Source organism: Streptomyces sp. H51 (assembly GCF_035656535.1).
In the GTDB taxonomy this organism is placed as follows: Bacteria; Actinomycetota; Actinomycetes; order Streptomycetales; family Streptomycetaceae; genus Streptomyces.
In genome coordinates this window covers 261,156-279,609 of record NZ_JAYMHD010000087.1, presented here as the reverse complement: position 1 = coordinate 279,609, position 18,454 = coordinate 261,156, and the positions used below count along the sequence as shown (strand labels likewise).

Genomic DNA, 18,454 nt, shown 5'->3' with positions numbered 1-18,454 from the left:
GGCCTCACCATGAATACGGGACGTCTGCCGGTGCGGACCGGTTCTCACTGGCCCTCGTCGCGCCGGGCTGCCTCCTCCTCGGCCTGCTTGGCCTGCACCTCCGGGTCGAGCACCGACGGTCCGGTGCCGTCCACGGACGTGAGCCGGCTCGACTCGGGGACCTCGGTCGCGGCGGGCGGCTCGACCAGCCAGTCCGGGTTGGCCTGCTTGTCCCACCACTTCCAGGCGGCGAAGGCACCGCCCGCGACGGCGCCGAAGACCACCAGCGCCTTGGCCAGTCGGCCCACTTTCGCCCGCCGCTCCTGCCTGCGGACCAGCTTCTGGATCTGCCGCGCCGTGACCTGGCCGCGCAGCGCGGCCAGCGCGGCCGCACCACGCGCCGCGGCCTCGGCGCCGGCGGGCCCCGCCACGGCCACGACCTGCTCGATCTTCGGCCGGGAGTAGTCGGCGGCCTGCCGGGCAGCCGAACGCGTACGTTCGGCGGCCTCCTGGGCCGCATGGTCGAACTTCGGCGGCACGTGCGCACGTGCCTGCTCCAGGCGCGGCGCGACATGGACGCCGTACTGGGCGCGGGCCTGCTCTGCGGCCAGCGTCACCTTGGGCGCGAGCCGTACGCGTGCCTCGTGTGCGTAGTGTGCGGCCCTGTCCTTGGCCGTGTCGGCGTAGGGCGCCACCACTTCCGCGGCGTGCAGCACGCTGTCCTTCGCCGAACCGGTCGCGGCGCGCACGCTGTCGATGCGGGTCACGGGTTCCTCCTCCTCGGTGGCGTACGGTATTTCGACTTTCCACCCTTTTACGGATCATGCCTGCCAACGGACCCCGGGGCATGTGAGGGCGGGCATCCGGGTCATGCGACGCGACTCCGGGCCGTCCGGCGGTGCGGAGCCGGTCGAGAGTCCGGTCGAGAGTCCGGTTGAGAGGCCCGTCGATAACCCCATCGAGAGCCCCGTCGCGAGAGCCCCGTCGAGAGGGAGCCGGTCGGGAGAGCCGGTCGGGAGGTGCTCGACAGAGCCGGTCGGAAGCCGATCATGAGCCGATCGAGAGCCGATCAAGAGTCGACAGTCGGATATGAGGATGAATACGGTGCAAGGGGTACTTGTCGTCGACAATGCCACGGATGGCCGCCGAGCGCCCCCGAACCGGACGGACTCGCCCTGTTCTCCCCACCGACTTCCCCTCTGACCGCGCCCGGAACCGGCCGACGGGCGACGCGCGGCCCGGACCGTGCGAGGATCAGGGAGTCACAGGAAGACAACGGAAGGCAGATCGTGGCTGAGCAGCTTTACGCCACCCTGAAGACCAACCACGGGGACATCGAAGTCCGGCTCCTGCCGAACCACGCCCCCAAGACGGTCAAGAACTTCGTCGAGCTCGCCAAGGGCGAGCGTGAGTGGACCAACCCCGCCACGGGCCAGAAGTCCACGGACAAGCTCTACGACGGCACGGTCTTCCACCGGGTGATCAGCGGCTTCATGATCCAGGGCGGTGACCCGCTGGGCAACGGCACCGGCGGTCCCGGCTACCAGTTCGAGGACGAGTTCCACCCGGACCTGTCCTTCAACAAGCCCTACCTCCTGGCCATGGCCAACGCCGGTCCGGGCACCAACGGCTCGCAGTTCTTCATCACCGTCTCGCCGACGACGTGGCTGAACCGCAAGCACACGATCTTCGGCGAGGTCACGGACGCGGCCAGCCAGAAGGTCGTGGACGCCATCGCCGCCACCCAGACCAACCCGCGCACCGACCGCCCGGTCAACGACGTCGTCATCGAGTCGGTCGTCGTGGAGCCCCGCGAGGGCTGAACCGGCACCCGCCGGTCACGTGCCGGCAGGGCAGGAATCTGTCGGCAGGGCAGGAACCAAACGCCCCGCTCATCCGTAAAGATGGGCGGGGCGGTGCGTATGCGCACAACCGGTATGCGCACGCCGCCCGCCGGACGACCGAGGGGAAACCATGGACCACGCGGCAAGCAGCTCGCAGGACGCCATGAGCCTGCCCGGCTGCTACCGCCACCCCGACCGCGAGACGGGCATCCGCTGCACCCGCTGCGAACGCCCGATCTGCCCCGAGTGCATGGTGAACGCCTCGGTCGGCTTCCAGTGCCCCGAGTGCGCCCGAGGCGGCTCCGGCACCGGTCACGCGCCCGACGCCGCCAGGCCCCGCACCCTCGCCGGTGGCACGGTCGCCGCCGACCCGCGGCTGGTCACCAAGGTGCTGATCGCCGTCAACCTCGCCGTCTTCCTCGTCCAGCTCGCGGTCGGCGACCGCTTCACCGAGCGCTTCGAGATGCTGGGACAGGCCTACGTCCCCGTACTCGGCTCCGTGCACGGGATCGCCCAGGGCGAGTGGTACCGGCTGCTCACCCCGATGTTCCTGCACGGCAGCTACATCCACATCCTGTTCAACATGCTCAGTCTGTGGTGGCTCGGCGCCCCCCTGGAGGCGGCCCTCGGCCGCGCCCGCTACCTCGCGCTCTACTTCACCTCAGGGCTGGCAGGCAGCGCCCTCACCTACCTGGTCGCCGCCCCGAACCAGCCCTCGCTGGGCGCGTCCGGTGCGATCTTCGGCCTCTTCGGCGCCACCGCCGTGCTGATGCGCCGACTCGACTACGACATGCGGCCGATCATCGCCCTGCTGGTGATCAACCTGATCTTCACCTTCGGCTGGAGCAACATCGCCTGGCAGGCCCACATCGGCGGCCTCGTGGCCGGCGTGATCACCGGCTACGCGATGGTCCACGCCCCCCGCAGACACCGCGCCCTCGTGCAGTACGGCACCTGCGCCGTGGTGCTCGCCGCCGTGGTCGTCATCACCCTGGTCAGGACGGCTCAGCTCACCTGAGGTGCCCGGTTGTCCACAGCGTGTGGCCAATCTTGTGCATGGAGTGCGGCAAGCAGCGCGCCCCCTGCCTGACCCGCGTTCACGCAGGTCAGGCAGGGGGCGAACAGACGTCCGGGTGGCGGTGTGACAGTCGTACCGGTGTCAATGGGCGGGGAGTTATCCACAGATCGTCGTTTCTTTTCCCCAGGTGGCCTGTGGATATTTCCGCGATCTGTGGATAACCCGCCGGTGTGCCCGGCGGTGGACGGCACGGCACCACCGCAGCTGTCACTACGGCACCACCGCAGCTGTCACTACGGCACCACCGCAGCGCCACTACGGCGCCACACGCAGCGTCACAGGCGGCGCCATCGCGGCGCTACCACGCCGCTCGCGGCGCTACTTCCACTGGGTGGAGACGGCGAAGCCGGCCGCGATGAAGCCGAAGCCGACCACGATGTTCCAGTTGTCCAGCTTGTCGATCGGCAGCGAGCCGTCGCTCACATAGAAGACGACGATCCAGGCGAGCCCGATGAGGAACATGGCCAGCATCACGGGAGCGACCCAGGCGCGGCTGTTCAGCTTGATGGCGGTCGCCTGCTTCGCGGGCGGCGGCGTGTAGTCGGCCTTCTTGCGGATACGTGACTTCGGCACGAGGGTCTCTCCTGTCGATGCGCTGCGTGGCCGCGCAGGTAACTGGGTCGGGCTCGGGGCGGTGCAAGGGGACTCTTAGCGCTCCCCCGGGCGTCAGTTAGCGTAGTGCTTCCGCGGCGCCGAAGGAGATAAGGGTACGTTGAGCAATTCTGCCGACTCTCCCCAGTCCGGTTCCACCCCTGCCCCCGGGCGCCGTTTCCGGCCCGTTCGGGTGCTCACGGTGGCCGTCTTCGCGCTCGCCGGGCTCATTTTCTTCACCAGCTTCGACACCGCCAAGGGCACCAACATCCGCACGGACACCTCGCTGCTGAAGCTCTCCGACCTCATCCAGGAGCGGAGCCGCAAGAACGGCGAGCTGGACGAGTCCAACGGCTCGCTGCGCGGCGAGGTGGAGTCGCTGGCGGCGCGGGACGACGGCAGGACCAAGGCGGAGGACGAGAAGCTCAAGGCCCTGGAGCACCGGGCGGGCACGCAGAAGCTGACGGGCGAGGCGATCACGGTCACGCTCAACGACGCTCCGCCGGACGCGACCGCCAAGCTGCCCGGTTATCCCGAGCCGCAGCCCGACTACCTGGTCATCCACCAGCAGGACCTCCAGGCGGTGGTGAACGCGCTGTGGCAGGGCGGCGCCAAGGGCATCAAGGTCATGGACCAGCGGCTGATCTCCACCAGTGCCGTGCGCTGCGTCGGCAACACGCTGATCCTGCAGGGCAGGGTGTACTCGCCGCCCTACAAGATCACGGCGGTCGGTGATCCGGAGAAGCTGAACAAGGCGCTGTCCGACTCCCCGGCGATCCAGAACTACATGGTGTACGTGAACGTCTACGGCCTGGGCTGGAAAGTCACCGAGAACGGGACGGTGACTCTGCCCGGTTACTCGGGCACAGTGGATCTGCACTACGCCGAGCCCGTGGGATGAGCTGAGCCGTTCAGGAGCTGCCGGTGCGCGTCGTCGTCAGGACCGTCAGCGAGCTGTGCATCACCGTGGGCGCCCTGATCGTGCTCTTCGTCGTCTACGTGCTGTTCTGGACGGGTGTGCGGGCGGACGGCGCGATGGATCACCAGATCGACGTCCTCCAGGACCGTTGGGCCCGGCAGAGCGTGCCGTCGGCGGCGGCCGGCACCTCCGCGGCCCCGGCCCCGGCTGCGAAGAAACCGGCGCCGTATGTCGCGGGCAGCGCCTTCGCGATCATGTACATCCCGCGTCTTGGTTTCACGTGGAACAAGCCGGTCCTGGAGGGCACGGCCGTGGACACGCTGAAGAAGGGGCTCGGGCACTACGCGGGCACCGCCCGGCTCGGGCAGCGGGGGAACTTCGCGGTGGCCGGCCACCGGCGGACGTACGGCGATCCGTTCAAGGACTTCCCGAGGCTGCGCCGGGGGGACGCGGTGGTGCTGACGGACGGGACCACCTGGTTCACGTATCGGATCGACAAAGGGCCTTACAAAACGGTTCCGGCGGACGTTGAGGTGATCGACCCTGTGCCACGTAAGTCGGGATATAAACGCGAGGGCCGTTACCTGACGCTGACCACCTGCGATCCGGAGTGGGGGCACAGTCACCGGCTGATCGTGTGGGCACATCTGGACTCCACGCAGCCCGTGGAGGCAGGCAGGCCGGGGGCTCTGCGCCGTTAGTCTGGTGCCGGTACGGCGAATGGGTCCGGTGCCGTGGTGGAACGGAAGGGACGGCATGTACGGCTGGATCTGGCGGCATCTGCCGGGGAACGCGTGGGTGAAGGCGCTGATCTCACTCGTGCTGGTTCTGGCGGTGGTCTACATCCTGTTCCAGTACGTGTTTCCGTGGGCCGAGCCGCTGCTTCCCTTCAACGATGTGACGGTGGACAACCAGTGAGCGCGCGGATTCTCGTCGTCGACAACTACGACAGCTTCGTCTTCAACCTGGTCCAGTACCTGTATCAGCTCGGTGCCGAGTGCGAGGTGGTGCGCAACGACGAGGTGTCGACGGCGCACGCCCAGGACGGCTTCGACGGCGTCCTCCTCTCGCCGGGCCCGGGGACGCCGGAGGAGGCGGGCGTCTGCGTCGAGATGGTCCGCCACTGCGCGGCGACCGGGGTGCCCGTCTTCGGGGTGTGCCTGGGGATGCAGTCGATGCAGGTGGCGTACGGCGGTGTGGTGAGCCGTGCCCCTGAACTGCTGCACGGCAAGACGTCCTTGGTGGAGCACGCGGGCAAGGGCGTCTTCGCCGGCCTGCCGTCGCCGTTCACGGCGACGCGCTACCACTCGCTGGCCGCCGAGCCGGCGACGGTTCCGGCGGAGCTGGAGGTCACCGCCCGAACGCACGACGGCATCATCATGGGCCTGCGCCACCGTGAGCTGCCGGTCGAGGGCGTGCAGTTCCACCCGGAGTCGGTGCTCACCGAGCACGGTCACCGGATGCTGGCCAACTGGCTGGTGGAGTGCGGCGACGAGGACGCGGTGGCACGGTCTGCGGGGCTCGCCCCGGTGGTGGGCAGGGCCACGGCGTGACCGCGTTGCGTCCCGAGCGCAAGTCCGGCGCCCCGTACGGGCAGGAGCCGTACGAGGCGTCCGGGGCGTTCGCGGACTGGTCGGCGGGACAGCAGGCGCCCGAGACGCAGCCGCTGCCGCCGATCGACGAGGAGACGGTGGCGCTGCGGATCCCGGATCCGCCGCCGGATCCGCCCCCGTCGTCCTCTGCGGCCCTGTCCGTCACTTCCGTCACGGGAAGGCCCTCCGGCGGGCGTGCGGCCCGGAGAAAGGCCGCCAAGCGCCGTCACGGGCGTCACGGGGGCGCCCGCCCGGCGTCCGCTGCCGCGGCTGCCGCCACTGCCGCCACTGCCGCCGCTGCGGCGCCGGAGGCTTCTGGCGCGCCGTTGTCCCGGGTGGAGGCGCGTCGGCGGGCCCGTGCGAGCAAGGCGAGCCCGGCGGTCGTGGCGAGCCGGGTGATCGGCGAGGTGTTCATCACCACGGGCGTCCTCATGCTGCTGTTCGTCTCGTACCAGTTGTGGTGGACGAACGTCCGGGCGCACGCGCAGGCGGACAAGGAGACCAGCAGCCTCCAGCACGACTGGGCGGACGGCAAGCGTGCTCCGGGGAGCTTCGAGCCGGGGCAGGGCTTCGCGATACTCCACATCCCGAAACTGGACGTGGTGGTCCCGATCGCGGAGGGCGTCAGCAACAAGAAGGTGCTCGACAAGGGCATGGTGGGGCACTACAGCGAGGGCGAGCTGAAGACGGCGATGCCGTCGGCGAGGACCGGCAACTTCGCGCTGGCCGGGCACCGCAACACGCACGGCGAGCCCTTCCGGTACATCAACCGGCTGCGCAAGGGCGACCCGATCGTCGTCGAGACGCAGGACGAGTACTACGTCTACACGATGACGTCGACGCTGCCGGTGACGCCGCCGGGCAACACGAGCGTCATCGGGCCGGTACCGCCCGGCTCGGGCTTCACACAGCCCGGCCGCTACATCACCCTGACGACCTGCACGCCGGAGTTCACCAGCAAGTACCGGCTGATCGTCTGGGGCAAGATGGTCGAGGAACGGCCGCGCAGCAAGGGGAAGCCGGATGCGCTCGTCGAATAGGGGCGGTTGAACAACGTGGCAGCGACCACCGGCGGCACGCAGCACGCAGAGCACACCGGGGACTCACCGCCGGACGACGCCACCCCCCGGCGTCCGGGCCGCATCGCCTTCGCGGTGAGCGTCTTCGGCGAACTGCTGATCACCTCGGGCCTGGTGCTGGGCCTGTTCGTCGTCTACTCGCTGTGGTGGACCAACGTGGTCGCGGACCGCAGGGCCGACCGGCAGGGCGACAAGGTCCGCGACGGCTGGTCCCAGGGACCGACGGGCCCGGGCGCGCTGGACACCAAGGACGGCATCGGCTTCCTGCACGTCCCCGCCATGAAGAACGGCGAGGTCCTGGTGGAGAAGGGCACCTCGGCGAAGATCCTCAACGACGGCGTGGCCGGCTACTACACCGACCCGATCAAGGCGACGCTCCCGACGACGGGCAAGAAGGGCAACTTCACCCTCGCCGCCCACCGGGACGGCCACGGCGCCAAGTTCCACAACATCGACAAGGTGAGGAAGGGCGACCCGATCGTCTTCGAGACGAAGGACAAGTGGTACGTCTACAAGGTGTACGCGGTCCTCGCCGAGACCTCGAAGTACAACGTGAAGGTGCTGTCGCCGGTGCCGAAGGAGTCCGGCCGGAAGAAGCCCGGCCACTACATCACCCTCACGACGTGCACCCCGGTGTACACGTCCCGCTACCGCTACGTCGTCTGGGGCGAACTGGTCCGCACCCAGAAGGTGAACAGCGAACGGACCCCGCCGAAGGAACTGCGGTGACCGGCCGGCCGCGCTGACGGTCGGGCGGGCTTGCGACGACGAGAGCCCCGGTCCCTTGCGGGCGCCGGGGCTCTCGTGTGTGCCGGGTGCGGGCGGGTCAGTTCTCCTGACGGTACGCGACTCCGTCGACACCGCCGAAGAAGTTGGTGCCGCCGTTGTCGTTGCCGCCGTTGCCGCCGTTGCCGCCGAACGTCGTGAGGGTGATCGTGGTGCTGCCCGGATCGGCGACCTGGGTGTTCGCGCCCGGATCCTGCCCTATCACGATCGCGTCGTCGCTCGAGTCGCTGCCGTCGGCGAACTGGATGTTGTTGAAGCCGGCCTGCTGCAGGGCCTTCCTTGCGTCCTTCACCTTCCGGCCGACGACGCCGGGCACCGTGACTTGCTGCTTGGCCTTGCCGATCTGGATGGTCACCGCGGAGTTCTTCTTCACCTGGCTGCCGGCGACCGGGTTGGTGCCGACGACCTTGCCCACCAGGGCGGCGTTGTCGGTCTCCACGTCGGTGCAGTTGCCGACGAGGTTGCTGGCTGCCATCTGGGCCGTCGCTTCCTCGCAGCTCTTGCCCGCGACGTCCGGGACCGGCACCGTCTCGGCGGCCTTGGCGATGGTGAGGGTGATCGTCGATCCCTTCTCCACCCGCTTGCCGCCGACCGGGTCCTGATCGAGGACCTGGTTCGCGGTCTCCGAGGACTCACGGGTCTTCGTCTCGACCTGGAACTGGTAGTCGTCGCCCTCCAGCTTCGACTTGGCCTCGTCGAGGCTCAGGCCGATCACGCTGGGGACGGTGACCTTCGGGGCGCCCGTGGACACCACGAAGTTGACGGTGGAGCCCTTCTTGACGTCGGTGTTCTTGCCCGGTTCCTGCGAGCAGACCTTGCCCTTGCTCTGCGCCTCGCAGGGCTTGCGGGTGATCTCGCCCACTTCGAGGTCGCTGTTGGCCAGCAGCTTCTTGGCGTCGCCCTCGGTCTGGCTGACCAGGTTGGGCACCGGGACCGTGTCGTTGCCCGCGCCCCCGTTGCCGCTGAAGGCCCACTTCCCGATCAATATGGCGCCGATCAGCACCAGGACGCCGGCGACGACGAGCAGGATCGTGGAGGTGTTGTTCTTCTTCTGGCGGCGGCGGTCGGGACGGTCGTCGTAGCCGTAGCCACCGTCGTCCGGGTTCATGGGCGGCAGCATCGACGTGGCGCCGGCGCCGGCGCCCGCGTCGGCGCGCAGGGCCGTGGTCGGCTGGTCGTCGGGGTAGCCGCCGTAGCCCACCGGGCTCATGGCCGCCGCGGCGGCGACGGGCTGGCCGTCGAGGCAGGCCTCGATGTCGGCGCGCATCTCGTCCGCGGACTGGTACCGGTAGTTGGGGTCCTTGGTCAGCGCCTTCAACACGATCGCGTCCATCTCGGGCGTGATCTCGGGGTCGAAGACGGACGGCGGCTGGGCCTCCTCCCGCACGTGCTGGTAGGCGACCGCGACCGGGGAGTCGCCCACGAACGGCGGGCGGACCGTCAGCAGCTCGTACAGCAGGCAGCCGGTGGAGTACAGGTCGGAACGGGCGTCGACCTGCTCGCCCTTGGCCTGCTCCGGCGAGAGGTACTGCGCGGTGCCGATGACCGCCGCCGTCTGCGTCATCGTCATGCCGGCGTCGCCCATGGCGCGGGCGATGCCGAAGTCCATCACCTTGACCTGGCCGTTGCGCGTCAGCATGACGTTGGCCGGCTTGATGTCGCGGTGGACGATGCCGCTGCGGTGGGCGTACTCCAGGCCCTGGAGGATGCCGATGGTCATCTCCATGGCCCGCTCCGGCAGCAGCTTGCGGCCGGAGTGCAGCAGCTCACGGAGCGTGGAGCCGTCGACGTACTCCATCACGATGTACGGGATCGAGACCCCGTCGATGTAGTCCTCGCCCGTGTCGTAGACCGCGACGATCGCGGGATGGTTGAGCGAGGCGGCCGACTGGGCCTCCCGGCGGAACCGGGCCTGGAAGGACGGGTCGCGCGCGAGGTCGGCGCGCAGCGTCTTCACCGCCACGGTGCGGCCGAGGCGGGTGTCGTGCGCGAGGTAGACCTCCGCCATGCCACCACGGCCGAGCACATGGCCCAGCTCGTACCGGCCGCCGAGGCGACGCGGCTCTTCCATAGCTTCCTACCAGCCCTCTCCGTCGGTCCCGACCGGCACTGCTGTGCGGTCGGAGGCTGCCGTCCGGGCCCTACCGTACCCGGACAGCTGTGTGCGACTCGGCCGAGCCCGTCACCCGATACAGGACCGGTATCGCAACGTGCACCGATGCGTTGGGGACGTGACCGGGGTCACTTCTTGGAGTCGATGACCGCCTCCATCACGCTCTTGGCGATCGGCGCCGCGAGACCGCCACCGGAGATGTCGCCGCGGTTGGCGCTCTCGTCCTCGACGACCACGGCGACGGCCACCGGCGAGCTGCCGTCACTGAGCTTGGCGTAGGAGATGAACCAGGCGTACGGGTTCTTGCTGTTGGCCACACCGTGCTGGGCGGTACCGGTCTTGCCGCCCACGGTGACGCCCTGGATCTGGGCCCTCGTGCCGGTGCCCTCCTTGACGACCGTCTCCATCATCGACTGCAGGATCTGGGCGTTCTCCGAGGACAGCGGCTGGCTCAGCTCCTGGGGGTCGGTCTGCTCGATGGTGTCGAGGGTCGACGACTGGAGCTTGTCGACCATGTACGGCTTCATCAGCTTGCCGTTGTTGGCGACCGCGGAGGCCACCATGGCCATCTGCAACGGCGTCGCGGCGGTGTTGAACTGGCCGATGGAGGACAGCGCGGTCTGCGACGGGTTCATGTTGTCGGAGAAGACGGAGGCGCTGGAGCGCACCGGCGTGAACTGCTCGGCGTCGAAGCCGAACTTCTTCGCCTCGGCGAGCATCTTGTCGTTGCCGAGGTCGGAGCCGATCTTGCCGAAGACGGTGTTGCAGGAGTACCGCAGCGCGATCCGCATGGTCGCGTTCTCGCAGGGGATGTTGCCCTCGTTCTTCAGGGGGGTCGTGGTGCCGGGCATGATCCACGGCAGCGGCGTCTTGGTCTTCTGGTCGGCGGAGCTGTACAGCCCGTTCTCCAGCGCGGCCGCGGCGGTGACCACCTTGAACGTGGAGCCCGGCGGGTAGGTCTCGCGCAGCGCCCGGTTCAGCATCGGGTCGTCGGGGTTGTACTTCTTCTGCAGCTTCTTCCAGGCGGCGGCGTCGTCGTTGGAGTTGCCGGCGAAGGCCGACGGGTCGTACGACGGGAACGAGGCCAGCGCCAGGATCTTGCCGGTGGACGGCTCCAGCGCCACGACGGCGCCCTTGCCCCGGCTCTTCAGCCCGTTGAACGCGGCCTTCTGCGCGGCGGCGTTGAGGGTGGTGACGACGTTGCCGCCCTGCCGCGGCTTGCCCGTGATCATGTCCAGGGTGTTGCGGAAGAAGAGCCGGTCGTCGTTGCCGGTGAGGATGCCGTCCTCGATGGACTCCAACTGGTTGGCGCCGAAGGCCTGGGAGGCGTACCCGGTGACCGGCGCCCACATGGGGCCGTTCTTGTAGGTGCGCTTGTACTTCAGGTCGTTCAGGCCGTTGCGCTTGGTATCGGCCGACCCGGTGACCGGATTGCCGCCGACGATGATGTCGCCGCGCGGGGTGGAGTAACGGGAGATGGTGACGCGGCGGTTCTTGGGGTCGTCCTTCAGACTGTCGGCCTTGACGTACTGGAGCCAGTTGTCGCGGATGAGCAGGGTGAGGACCAGGAGGCCGCAGAAGATCGCGATCCGGCGCAGGGGCTTGTTCACGGGCGGACCACCTGGGTCATCTCGGCGTCGGGGTTGGCGGCGGGGGCAGGCGCCGGGCGGCGCGCGGTGTCACTGATCCGGATGAGAATGCCGATGAGGGCCCAGTTGGCGATGACGGAGGAACCGCCATACGCCACGAAGGGCATGGTCATACCGGTCAGCGGGATGAGGCCCATCACACCGCCGGAGACGACGAAGACCTGCAGGGCGAAGGCCCCGGAGAGGCCGATGGCGAGCAGCTTGCCGAACGGGTCGCGGGCGGCCAGCGCGGTGCGCACGCCGCGCTCGGCAATCAGACCGTAGATCAGCAGCAGTGCCATCACGCCGGCCAGGCCCAGTTCCTCGCCGAAGGTGGCGAGGATGAAGTCCGAGTTGGCGGCGAACCGGATGAGGTCGGAGTGGCCCTGGCCGAGGCCGGAACCCAGGGTGCCACCGGAGCCGAACGCCCACAGCGCCTGCATCGACTGCTCGGAGTGGCCGGCCACGCCCGCCTGGCTGAGCGTGTACTCCCGCATCGGGTCCAGCCAGGCCTGGACACGCATCTTCACGTGCGGTTCGAAGCTGGCCACGCCTACGGCGCCGGCGGCGGACATCAGCAGACCGAAGACGATCCAGCTGGTCCGCTCGGTGGCGACGTACAGCATGATGACGAACATTCCGAAGAACAGCAGCGAGGTGCCGAGGTCCGTCTCGAAGACCAGGATGAGGATCGAGATGAACCAGACGACCAGGATCGGGCCCAGGTCACGGCCGCGTGGCAGGTACAGGCCCATGAAGCGGCGGCTGGCCAGGGCCAGCGCGTCCCGCTTCACCATCAGGTAGCCGGCAAAGAAGATCGCGAGCACGATCTTGGCGAACTCACCGGGCTGGATGGAGAAGCCGGCGACCGAGATCCAGATCTTGGCACCGTAGATGTTCGCGCCGAGGCCCGGAACCAGCGGCAGCAGCAGCAGGAACAGCGCGCCGACCATGGAGATGTAGGTGTAGCGCTGCAGGACTCTGTGGTCCTTGAGGAAGATCAGCACCACGATGAACAGAGCGATACCCATCGCCGTGTACAGCAACTGCCGGGGCGCTGCCGTGCCCGCCTGATTGATGGACTGCAGCAGCTTGGACTGGTCCAGACGCCAGATGACGACCAGGCCGAGTCCGTTCAGCAGCGTCGCCAGCGGCAGCAGCAGCGGGTCCGCGTACGGCGCGAACTTTCGGACGACGAGGTGGGCGACGCCGGCCAGCAGGCCGAGGCCGAGGCCGTAGCTCAGCAGCCCGGCGGGCACCTGGTCGTTGATGGCCAGCCCCGCGTTGGCGTAGGCGAACACCGGGATGGCCACGGCGAACACCAGCAGCGCCAGTTCGGTGTTGCGTCGGCTGGGCGCGCCGATCGCGCCGATCGTGGACGTGTGGTGCGTCGACGGGTTGGTAGTACTGCTCATCGTGTGACGGGGCCTCTCACGGCTTGCCTACTGCTTACCGCACAGCGAGACGACCTTCTGCTCTTCCTCCGAGAGGGTCGGGCCGGGGCTGGGAGTGGCGGTCGGGGACGCGGACGGGTTCGGGGACTTGGTGGCCGACGGGCTCGGCGACGCCTTGGACGCGAGGGAGGTGGTGGTGGTTCCCGTGGTGCCGCCGGCCTGGCCCTCGCCGGTCTTGGCGTTGTTCTGGCTGTCGGCCGCCTCCCGCTCGGCCTGCTTCTTGCACGCGGAGGCCTGCAGGGCGAGTTCGTCGACCTTCGAGGTGGCGTCCTTCAGGCCGCCCTCGGCGATCGTGGCCTTGACCTGCTTCTGCTGGTACACCGGCAGGTACTTGAGTTCGATCTCGGGGTGGTCCTTCTCCACCTTCGACAGCGACACCCAGGCCAGGTCCTGGCTGATGCCGCGGTACAGCGCGACGTGCTCGCCGTTGGCGCCGACGTAGTACTGCGTCTGCGTCCAGCGGTAACCGCCGTACAGGCCACCGCCGATGACGGCGAGCGTGACCACGCTGTAGAAGGACCTCTTCAGCCATCTGCGGTTCTTGCGCGGCTTGACGAAGTCGTCGTCGGAGTAGTCGCCGAAGCCGCCCGTCGGGACGAAGCCGGTGGTGTCGCCGGAGCCGGGCGGGCCGAACTCGCCGCCGCCGCCCTGCCGGTGGCCCTGCCGGCCGAGGCCGGAGGCGCGGCCGGCCGGGGTCTGCATGATGTTGTTGTCGTGCAGCTGGTTCTGGTTCTCCGCGACGGCGCCCACCACGACAGGAGTGTCGGACAGCTGCCCGGCGAGGGTGTCCCCGGTGTCGAGGTCGAGGACGTCGGCGACGATGACGGTGATGTTGTCGGGCCCGCCGCCGCGCAGCGCGAGCTGGATGAGCTCCTGGACGGTCTCCTGGGGACCCTGGTAGCTGGCGAGGGTGTCCTCGAGGGTCTGGTGGGAGACGACGCCGGAGAGGCCGTCGGAGCAGATCAGGTAGCGGTCACCGGCCCGCACCTCGCGGATGGACAGGTCCGGCTCGACGTGCTCGCCGCTGCCCAGCGCCCGCATGAGCAGGGAGCGCTGCGGGTGGGTGGTGGCCTCTTCCTCGGTGATGCGGCCCTCGTCGACCAGGCGCTGCACCCAGGTGTGGTCCTGGGTGATCTGGGTGAGGACGCCGTCGCGCAGCAGGTAGGCGCGGGAGTCCCCGACGTGCACGAGACCGAGGCGCTGGCCGGTCCACAGCAGGGCGGTCAGCGTGGTGCCCATGCCCTCGAGCTGGGGGTCCTCCTCGACCATGGCGCGCAGCTGGTCGTTGGCGCGCTGCACGGCGGCGCCGAGGGAGGTGAGGATGTCGGATCCGGGCACGTCGTCGTCGAGGGCGACGATGGTGGAGATGGCCTCCGAGGAGGCGACCTCGCCCGCGGCGGCGCCGCCCATGCCGTCGGCGATCGCGAGCAGCCGCGGGCCGGCGTATCCGGAGTCCTCGTTGCCCTCCCGGATCATGCCTTTGTGCGATCCGGCGGCGAAGCGCAGTGACAGACTCATGCGCACCTCGCCCGTCGGCTCCGGGTACATCCGCACGGTGCCCACCCTCCGGTCGGGAGCGCGCCGGGGCCCTGGGTGACGGCCACCGCTGCGTGCTCGCTCCGCTCGCGCTCATTCATGACGTAGCACTACTTCCGCAGCTCGATGACGGTCTTGCCGATGCGGATCGGCGCGCCCAGCGGGATCGGCGTGGGGGTAGTCAGCCGGCTCCGGTCGAGGTACGTGCCGTTGGTGGAGCCCAGGTCCTCGACGATCCACTGGCCGTCGCGGTCCGGGTAGATCCTGGCATGGCGGCTGGAGGCGTAGTCGTCGTCCAGCACGATGGTGCTGTCGTGCGCCCGGCCCAGCGTGATGGTCTGGCCCTGCAGCGCGACGGTGGTGCCGGTGAGTGTGCCTTCGGTCACCACCAGCTTGGTGGGGGCGTTACGGCGCTGGCGCCCGCCCGACTGCTGGCGCTGCTGCGGAGGCGCGGCCTGCTGGCGGGCTGCCTGCTGCGGCCGCGAGGCGTCCCGCCTGGAGCCGCGCTGGGTGACGCGCGTACCGAACAGGTCGCTGCGGATGACCTGCACGGCCACGATCACGAACAGCCACAGTACGGCCAGGAAACCCAGCCGCATGACCGTGAGGGTCAGCTCTGACATTGCCCCCGCTTCACCCTTCGGCTTGCCTATAGATAACGGTGGTGCTGCCCACGACGATCCGCGAGCCGTCGCGGAGCGTAGCGCGGGTGGTGTGCTGCCCGTCCACCACGATGCCGTTGGTGGACCCGAGATCCTGGATCGTCGAGGGCATTCCGGTCCGGATCTCACAGTGTCGGCGCGAGACGCCGGGGTCGTCGATCCGCACGTCGGCGTCGGTGCTGCGGCCCAGCACCAGCGTCGGGCGGGAGATCTGATGGCGCACGCCGTTGATCTCGATCCAGTAGCGGGTGCGTCCGCCGGCCGTCGGCGCGGCGGCCGGGGGGCGCTGGGCGCCCGCGGGCTGCGGGTAGCCGTAGCCGCCGGGGCGTGCGCCGGGCGGCGGCGTGGCCGGCATGGGCGGGACGCCCGCGGGGGCTCCGGGCGGCGGGTAGCCGTAGCCGCCGTGCCGGGGCGCGGCCGGGGCGGCGGGCGCGGCGGACTGCTGGTTGGTGGAGGAGGCGAGCGTACGGCTGCGCACCCGGTACAGGCCGGTGTCGAGGTCGTCCGCCTTCTCCAGGTGGACCTTGATGGGGCCCATGAAGGTGTAGCGCTGCTGCTTGGCGTAGTCGCGCACCATGCCGGCGAGTTCGTCGCCGAGCTGGCCGGAGTAGGGGCTGAGCCGCTCGAAGTCCGGCGTGCTCAGTTCCACGATGAAGTCGTTGGGCACCACGGTGCGGTCGCGGTTCCAGATGGTCGCGTTGTTGTCGCACTCGCGCTGGAGCGCTCCGGCGATCTCCACGGGCTGGACCTCGGACTTGAACACCTTTGCGAAGGTGCCGTTGACCAGACCTTCGAGACGCTGCTCGAACTTCTTCAGGACTCCCATGGGGCACCTCCTCCTAAGTCGCTGCCGTCCGTCGTCCCGCCCTGCGGGCACTGCCCTACCTGGTACTGCTTACTGATCGTATCCACGCGCCGGTGAATCGGCCGGTTCCCCCTGTCGACCCCGTCGACGGGTGTCGACGCCTGACGAAGTTCCCTGCGGAGCAGTCGTTCGAACTCCTCCCGCGAACTCCTTCTGCCCAGGATCGTAGAGGCGGCTGCAGACCAGTGTCCCGCACCCGGCTGTGCACCTGTCCCGGCGCCGGGGGAGACGGGCCGGACCGGTACGAGGTTGATACGCGATCCGGTACGCCCTGAGACACCTCGGCGGGAGGCGGGGCAGGGGGCGAACGGCCCGGCGGACGCACGACTGCGCTGGTCGGGGGCCGCCCCGGAACAAGTGATGTGAACCCACCCTGCCCAGCGTGCTAATGTTCTGCGTGTCGGAAGGCGCCGGACCGAAAAGCCCGGAGCCCGAGGACAACACCCAATGCGCGGGTGGCGGAATAGGCAGACGCGCTGGATTCAGGTTCCAGTGCCCGCAAGGGCGTGGGGGTTCAACTCCCCCCTCGCGCACAGAAGCGAAGCGGTCCCATCGTGATCACGGTGGGACCGCTTCGCTGTGTCCTCGGCGCCGCGGTTCCGGTGCGGTGTGATGATGCTTACACACCGAAGGCCGGCTCCTGTCCGGCAGGGTCCGGCGGTCTTCGCGGCCGGGTCCGGCGGTCTTCACGACAGGTCCGGTGGTCTTCGTGCCGTGGCGATACCGCTCGGTGGTCTGCCGGAGCCGGGTCGAGGACCTGTAGGGTTCCCCACGGTGTGCCGGGAAGCCTGGTCGGCGAGCAGGAGAGCGTTTTCTCTTCCGATCGGGGTGGCCCTCATGGTGCTCGTGGTGGTGTCCGGTGCCGCGCTGTCGGCGGCGTGCGCGGACGGCCGCCCGCGCCGCCCGTCCCCGACCACGCCGGGGGCCCCTGGGTGAACGACTGGCAGAGCTGGGCGGCGGTCGTCGTCTTCGTCGGCGCGTACGCCCTGATCATCAGCGAGAAGATCCACCGCGTCGCCGTCGCCCTCGGCGGGGCCGGCCTGATGCTGGCCGTCCGGGCGACCGACGACAGGTCGGCCTTCTTCTCCGAGCGCAGCGGCGTCGACTGGAACGTCGTCTTTCTGCTCATGGGCATGATGATGATCGTCGGCGTGCTGAAGAAGACCGGGGTCTTCGAGTACCTGGCGATCTGGTCGGTGAAGCGGGCCCGGGCGGAGCCCTTCCGGGTGATGGCCATGCTGGTCGTGATGACGGCGCTGGCGTCGGCTCTGCTGGACAACGTCACCACGGTGCTGCTGATCGCGCCGGTGACGCTGCTCGTGTGCGAGCGCCTCGCGCTGCCGGCGGCGCCGTTCCTGATCGCCGAGGTCATGGCGTCGAACATCGGGGGGACCGCGACCCTGGTCGGTGACCCGCCCAACATCATCATCGCCAGCAGGGCCGGACTGTCCTTCAACGACTTCCTCGTCCACCTGGCCCCGATCGTGGCCGTCCTGCTGATCGCCCTGCTCCTGGTGTGCCGGGTGATGTTCCGTGAGACGTTCCGCTACGACGAGGACCGGGCCGCCGAGATCATGGAGCTGGAGGAGCGCGAGGCGATCGAGGATCCCCGGCTGCTCGTGCAGGGCCTGGCGGTGCTGGCGCTGGTGGTCGCCGGCTTCGTCCTGCACCCGGTGCTGCACTACGCGCCCAGTGTCGTCGCCCTGCTCGGCGCCGGACTGCTCATCGCCGTCTCCTCGGCGGAGACCCGCGAGGTCCTCGATGAGGTGGAGTGGCCCACCCTGGCCTTCTTCGCCGGTCTGTTCGTCATGATCGGCGGTCTGATCGAGACCGGTGTGATCGGTGAGATCTCCAAGGCCCTGGCCGACACGATCGGTGACAACGAGTCGGCCGGCTCGATGACCATGCTCGGTGCCTCCGCGGTCCTGTCCGGCGTCGTCGACAACATTCCCTACGTCGCCACGATGGCGCCCATCACCGGCGATCTCGTCCGGAACATGGGCGGCGGCGCGGACCACGTCATGTGGTGGGCCCTGGCCCTCGGCGCCGACCTGGGGGGCAACGCGACGGCCATCGGCGCCTCCGCCAACGTCGTCGTGCTCGGCATCGCCGAACGCAGCCGACAGCCCATCTCCTTCTGGCAGTTCACCAAGTACGGACTGGTCGTCACCGGCGTGACGGTGGCTCTCGCGCTCGGGTACGTGTGGCTGCGCTACTTCGCGCTCGGCTGACGCCCGGCCATCACCTCGGACCGGAAGGGAGCGGGCGGGCGCTCCCCGGGGGCGTGGGGGCGCTCACGCCGGTGTGCGGCTCGGCGCCGGAGTCCGC

General features: G+C 69.2%; 17 protein-coding genes and 1 tRNA gene. 10 read left to right on the top strand and 8 right to left on the bottom strand.

Going from position 1 to position 18,454, the window contains the following annotated elements:
• Window positions 1-44: 44 nt before the first annotated feature.
• Window positions 45-746 carry a DUF5324 family protein gene (locus VKA29_RS34895; protein ID WP_324790060.1) on the bottom strand — a complete coding sequence of 234 codons (702 nt, stop codon included), beginning with the start codon at window positions 744-746 and terminating at the stop codon, window positions 45-47.
• Window positions 747-1,268: 522 nt separating this feature from the next.
• Here VKA29_RS34895 and VKA29_RS34890 point away from each other — a divergent pair.
• Window positions 1,269-1,802 carry a peptidylprolyl isomerase gene (locus tag VKA29_RS34890; RefSeq protein ID WP_324790059.1) on the top strand — a complete coding sequence of 178 codons (534 nt, stop codon included), beginning with the start codon at window positions 1,269-1,271 and terminating at the stop codon, window positions 1,800-1,802.
• Between the two features lie 151 nt (window positions 1,803-1,953).
• The gene (locus VKA29_RS34885) at window positions 1,954-2,841 is read left to right on the top strand and encodes a rhomboid family intramembrane serine protease (protein ID WP_324790058.1); all 888 of its coding nucleotides are present in this window, start codon (window positions 1,954-1,956) and stop codon (window positions 2,839-2,841) included.
• Between the two features lie 378 nt (window positions 2,842-3,219).
• On the opposite strand, the gene crgA is transcribed toward VKA29_RS34885, so the two are convergent.
• Window positions 3,220-3,474: a cell division protein CrgA gene (gene crgA, locus VKA29_RS34880; protein WP_324790057.1), complete on the bottom strand. Its 255-nt coding sequence runs from the start codon at window positions 3,472-3,474 to the stop codon at window positions 3,220-3,222.
• Between the two features lie 139 nt (window positions 3,475-3,613).
• Here crgA and VKA29_RS34875 point away from each other — a divergent pair, with 139 nt between their 5' ends.
• From VKA29_RS34875 to VKA29_RS34850, 6 genes are read left to right on the top strand one after another with little or no spacing between them, the layout of a single operon-like run.
• Entirely contained in the window at window positions 3,614-4,393 is a 780-nt protein-coding gene (locus VKA29_RS34875; protein WP_324790056.1) for a DUF881 domain-containing protein, read from the top strand.
• Between the two features lie 23 nt (window positions 4,394-4,416).
• Window positions 4,417-5,112, top strand: coding sequence for a class E sortase (locus VKA29_RS34870; RefSeq protein ID WP_324790055.1), 696 nt, complete (start codon window positions 4,417-4,419; stop codon window positions 5,110-5,112).
• 19 nt (window positions 5,113-5,131) lie between these two features.
• Window positions 5,132-5,329 (top strand): hypothetical protein, encoded by a 198-nt coding sequence (locus tag VKA29_RS34865; RefSeq protein WP_324790054.1) that lies wholly within the window; start codon window positions 5,132-5,134, stop codon window positions 5,327-5,329.
• A complete protein-coding gene (locus VKA29_RS34860) occupies window positions 5,326-5,964 on the top strand; it encodes an aminodeoxychorismate/anthranilate synthase component II (RefSeq protein ID WP_324790053.1) in 639 nt (212 codons plus the stop codon). The genes VKA29_RS34865 and VKA29_RS34860 overlap by 4 nt, the downstream gene beginning before the upstream one ends.
• Window positions 5,961-7,043: a class E sortase gene (locus VKA29_RS34855; protein WP_324790052.1), complete on the top strand. Its 1,083-nt coding sequence runs from the start codon at window positions 5,961-5,963 to the stop codon at window positions 7,041-7,043. The genes VKA29_RS34860 and VKA29_RS34855 overlap by 4 nt, the downstream gene beginning before the upstream one ends.
• Window positions 7,044-7,058: 15 nt before the next feature.
• A complete protein-coding gene (locus tag VKA29_RS34850) occupies window positions 7,059-7,811 on the top strand; it encodes a class E sortase (RefSeq protein ID WP_324790051.1) in 753 nt (250 codons plus the stop codon).
• A gap of 97 nt (window positions 7,812-7,908) precedes the next feature.
• Here VKA29_RS34850 and pknB read toward each other — a convergent pair whose 3' ends face one another.
• The 6 genes from pknB to VKA29_RS34820 form a co-directional block, all read right to left on the bottom strand.
• Window positions 7,909-9,939 carry a Stk1 family PASTA domain-containing Ser/Thr kinase gene (gene pknB / locus VKA29_RS34845; protein ID WP_324790050.1) on the bottom strand — a complete coding sequence of 677 codons (2,031 nt, stop codon included), beginning with the start codon at window positions 9,937-9,939 and terminating at the stop codon, window positions 7,909-7,911.
• A 170-nt stretch (window positions 9,940-10,109) separates the two neighbouring features.
• Window positions 10,110-11,591 (bottom strand): penicillin-binding protein 2, encoded by a 1,482-nt coding sequence (locus VKA29_RS34840; protein WP_324790049.1) that lies wholly within the window; start codon window positions 11,589-11,591, stop codon window positions 10,110-10,112.
• Window positions 11,588-13,024, bottom strand: a complete 1,437-nt coding sequence (locus VKA29_RS34835) for an FtsW/RodA/SpoVE family cell cycle protein (protein ID WP_324790048.1) — start codon at window positions 13,022-13,024, stop codon at window positions 11,588-11,590. Before VKA29_RS34835 ends, VKA29_RS34840 begins: the two co-directional genes overlap by 4 nt.
• Window positions 13,025-13,051: 27 nt before the next feature.
• Window positions 13,052-14,611 carry a Stp1/IreP family PP2C-type Ser/Thr phosphatase gene (locus VKA29_RS34830; RefSeq protein WP_324790238.1) on the bottom strand — a complete coding sequence of 520 codons (1,560 nt, stop codon included), beginning with the start codon at window positions 14,609-14,611 and terminating at the stop codon, window positions 13,052-13,054.
• 98 nt (window positions 14,612-14,709) lie between these two features.
• Window positions 14,710-15,222, bottom strand: a complete 513-nt coding sequence (locus tag VKA29_RS34825; RefSeq protein WP_324790047.1) for an FHA domain-containing protein FhaB/FipA — start codon at window positions 15,220-15,222, stop codon at window positions 14,710-14,712.
• Between the two features lie 10 nt (window positions 15,223-15,232).
• Window positions 15,233-16,087 carry a DUF3662 and FHA domain-containing protein gene (locus VKA29_RS34820; RefSeq protein ID WP_324790046.1) on the bottom strand — a complete coding sequence of 285 codons (855 nt, stop codon included), beginning with the start codon at window positions 16,085-16,087 and terminating at the stop codon, window positions 15,233-15,235.
• Window positions 16,088-16,575: 488 nt separating this feature from the next.
• Between VKA29_RS34820 and VKA29_RS34815 the strand changes: the two genes are divergently transcribed.
• Window positions 16,576-16,659: transfer RNA gene (locus VKA29_RS34815), tRNA-Leu, on the top strand.
• Between the two features lie 399 nt (window positions 16,660-17,058).
• Window positions 17,059-18,357 carry an ArsB/NhaD family transporter gene (locus VKA29_RS34810; RefSeq protein ID WP_324790045.1) on the top strand — a complete coding sequence of 433 codons (1,299 nt, stop codon included), beginning with the start codon at window positions 17,059-17,061 and terminating at the stop codon, window positions 18,355-18,357.
• Window positions 18,358-18,454 lie beyond the last annotated feature (97 nt).

Bases quoted from the DNA above. Each gene is read 5' to 3' on its own strand.
- VKA29_RS34825 (WP_324790047.1), bottom strand. From the start codon at position 15,222: ATGTCAGAGCTGACCCTCACGGTCATGCGGCTGGGTTTCCTGGCCGTA.
- VKA29_RS34865 (WP_324790054.1), top strand. From the start codon at position 5,132: ATGGGTCCGGTGCCGTGGTGGAACGGAAGGGACGGCATGTACGGCTGG.
- VKA29_RS34835 (WP_324790048.1), bottom strand. From the start codon at position 13,024: ATGAGCAGTACTACCAACCCGTCGACGCACCACACGTCCACGATCGGC.
- VKA29_RS34885 (WP_324790058.1), top strand. From the start codon at position 1,954: ATGGACCACGCGGCAAGCAGCTCGCAGGACGCCATGAGCCTGCCCGGC.
- VKA29_RS34830 (WP_324790238.1), bottom strand. From the start codon at position 14,611: ATGTACCCGGAGCCGACGGGCGAGGTGCGCATGAGTCTGTCACTGCGC.
- VKA29_RS34820 (WP_324790046.1), bottom strand. From the start codon at position 16,087: ATGGGAGTCCTGAAGAAGTTCGAGCAGCGTCTCGAAGGTCTGGTCAAC.
- pknB (WP_324790050.1), bottom strand. From the start codon at position 9,939: ATGGAAGAGCCGCGTCGCCTCGGCGGCCGGTACGAGCTGGGCCATGTG.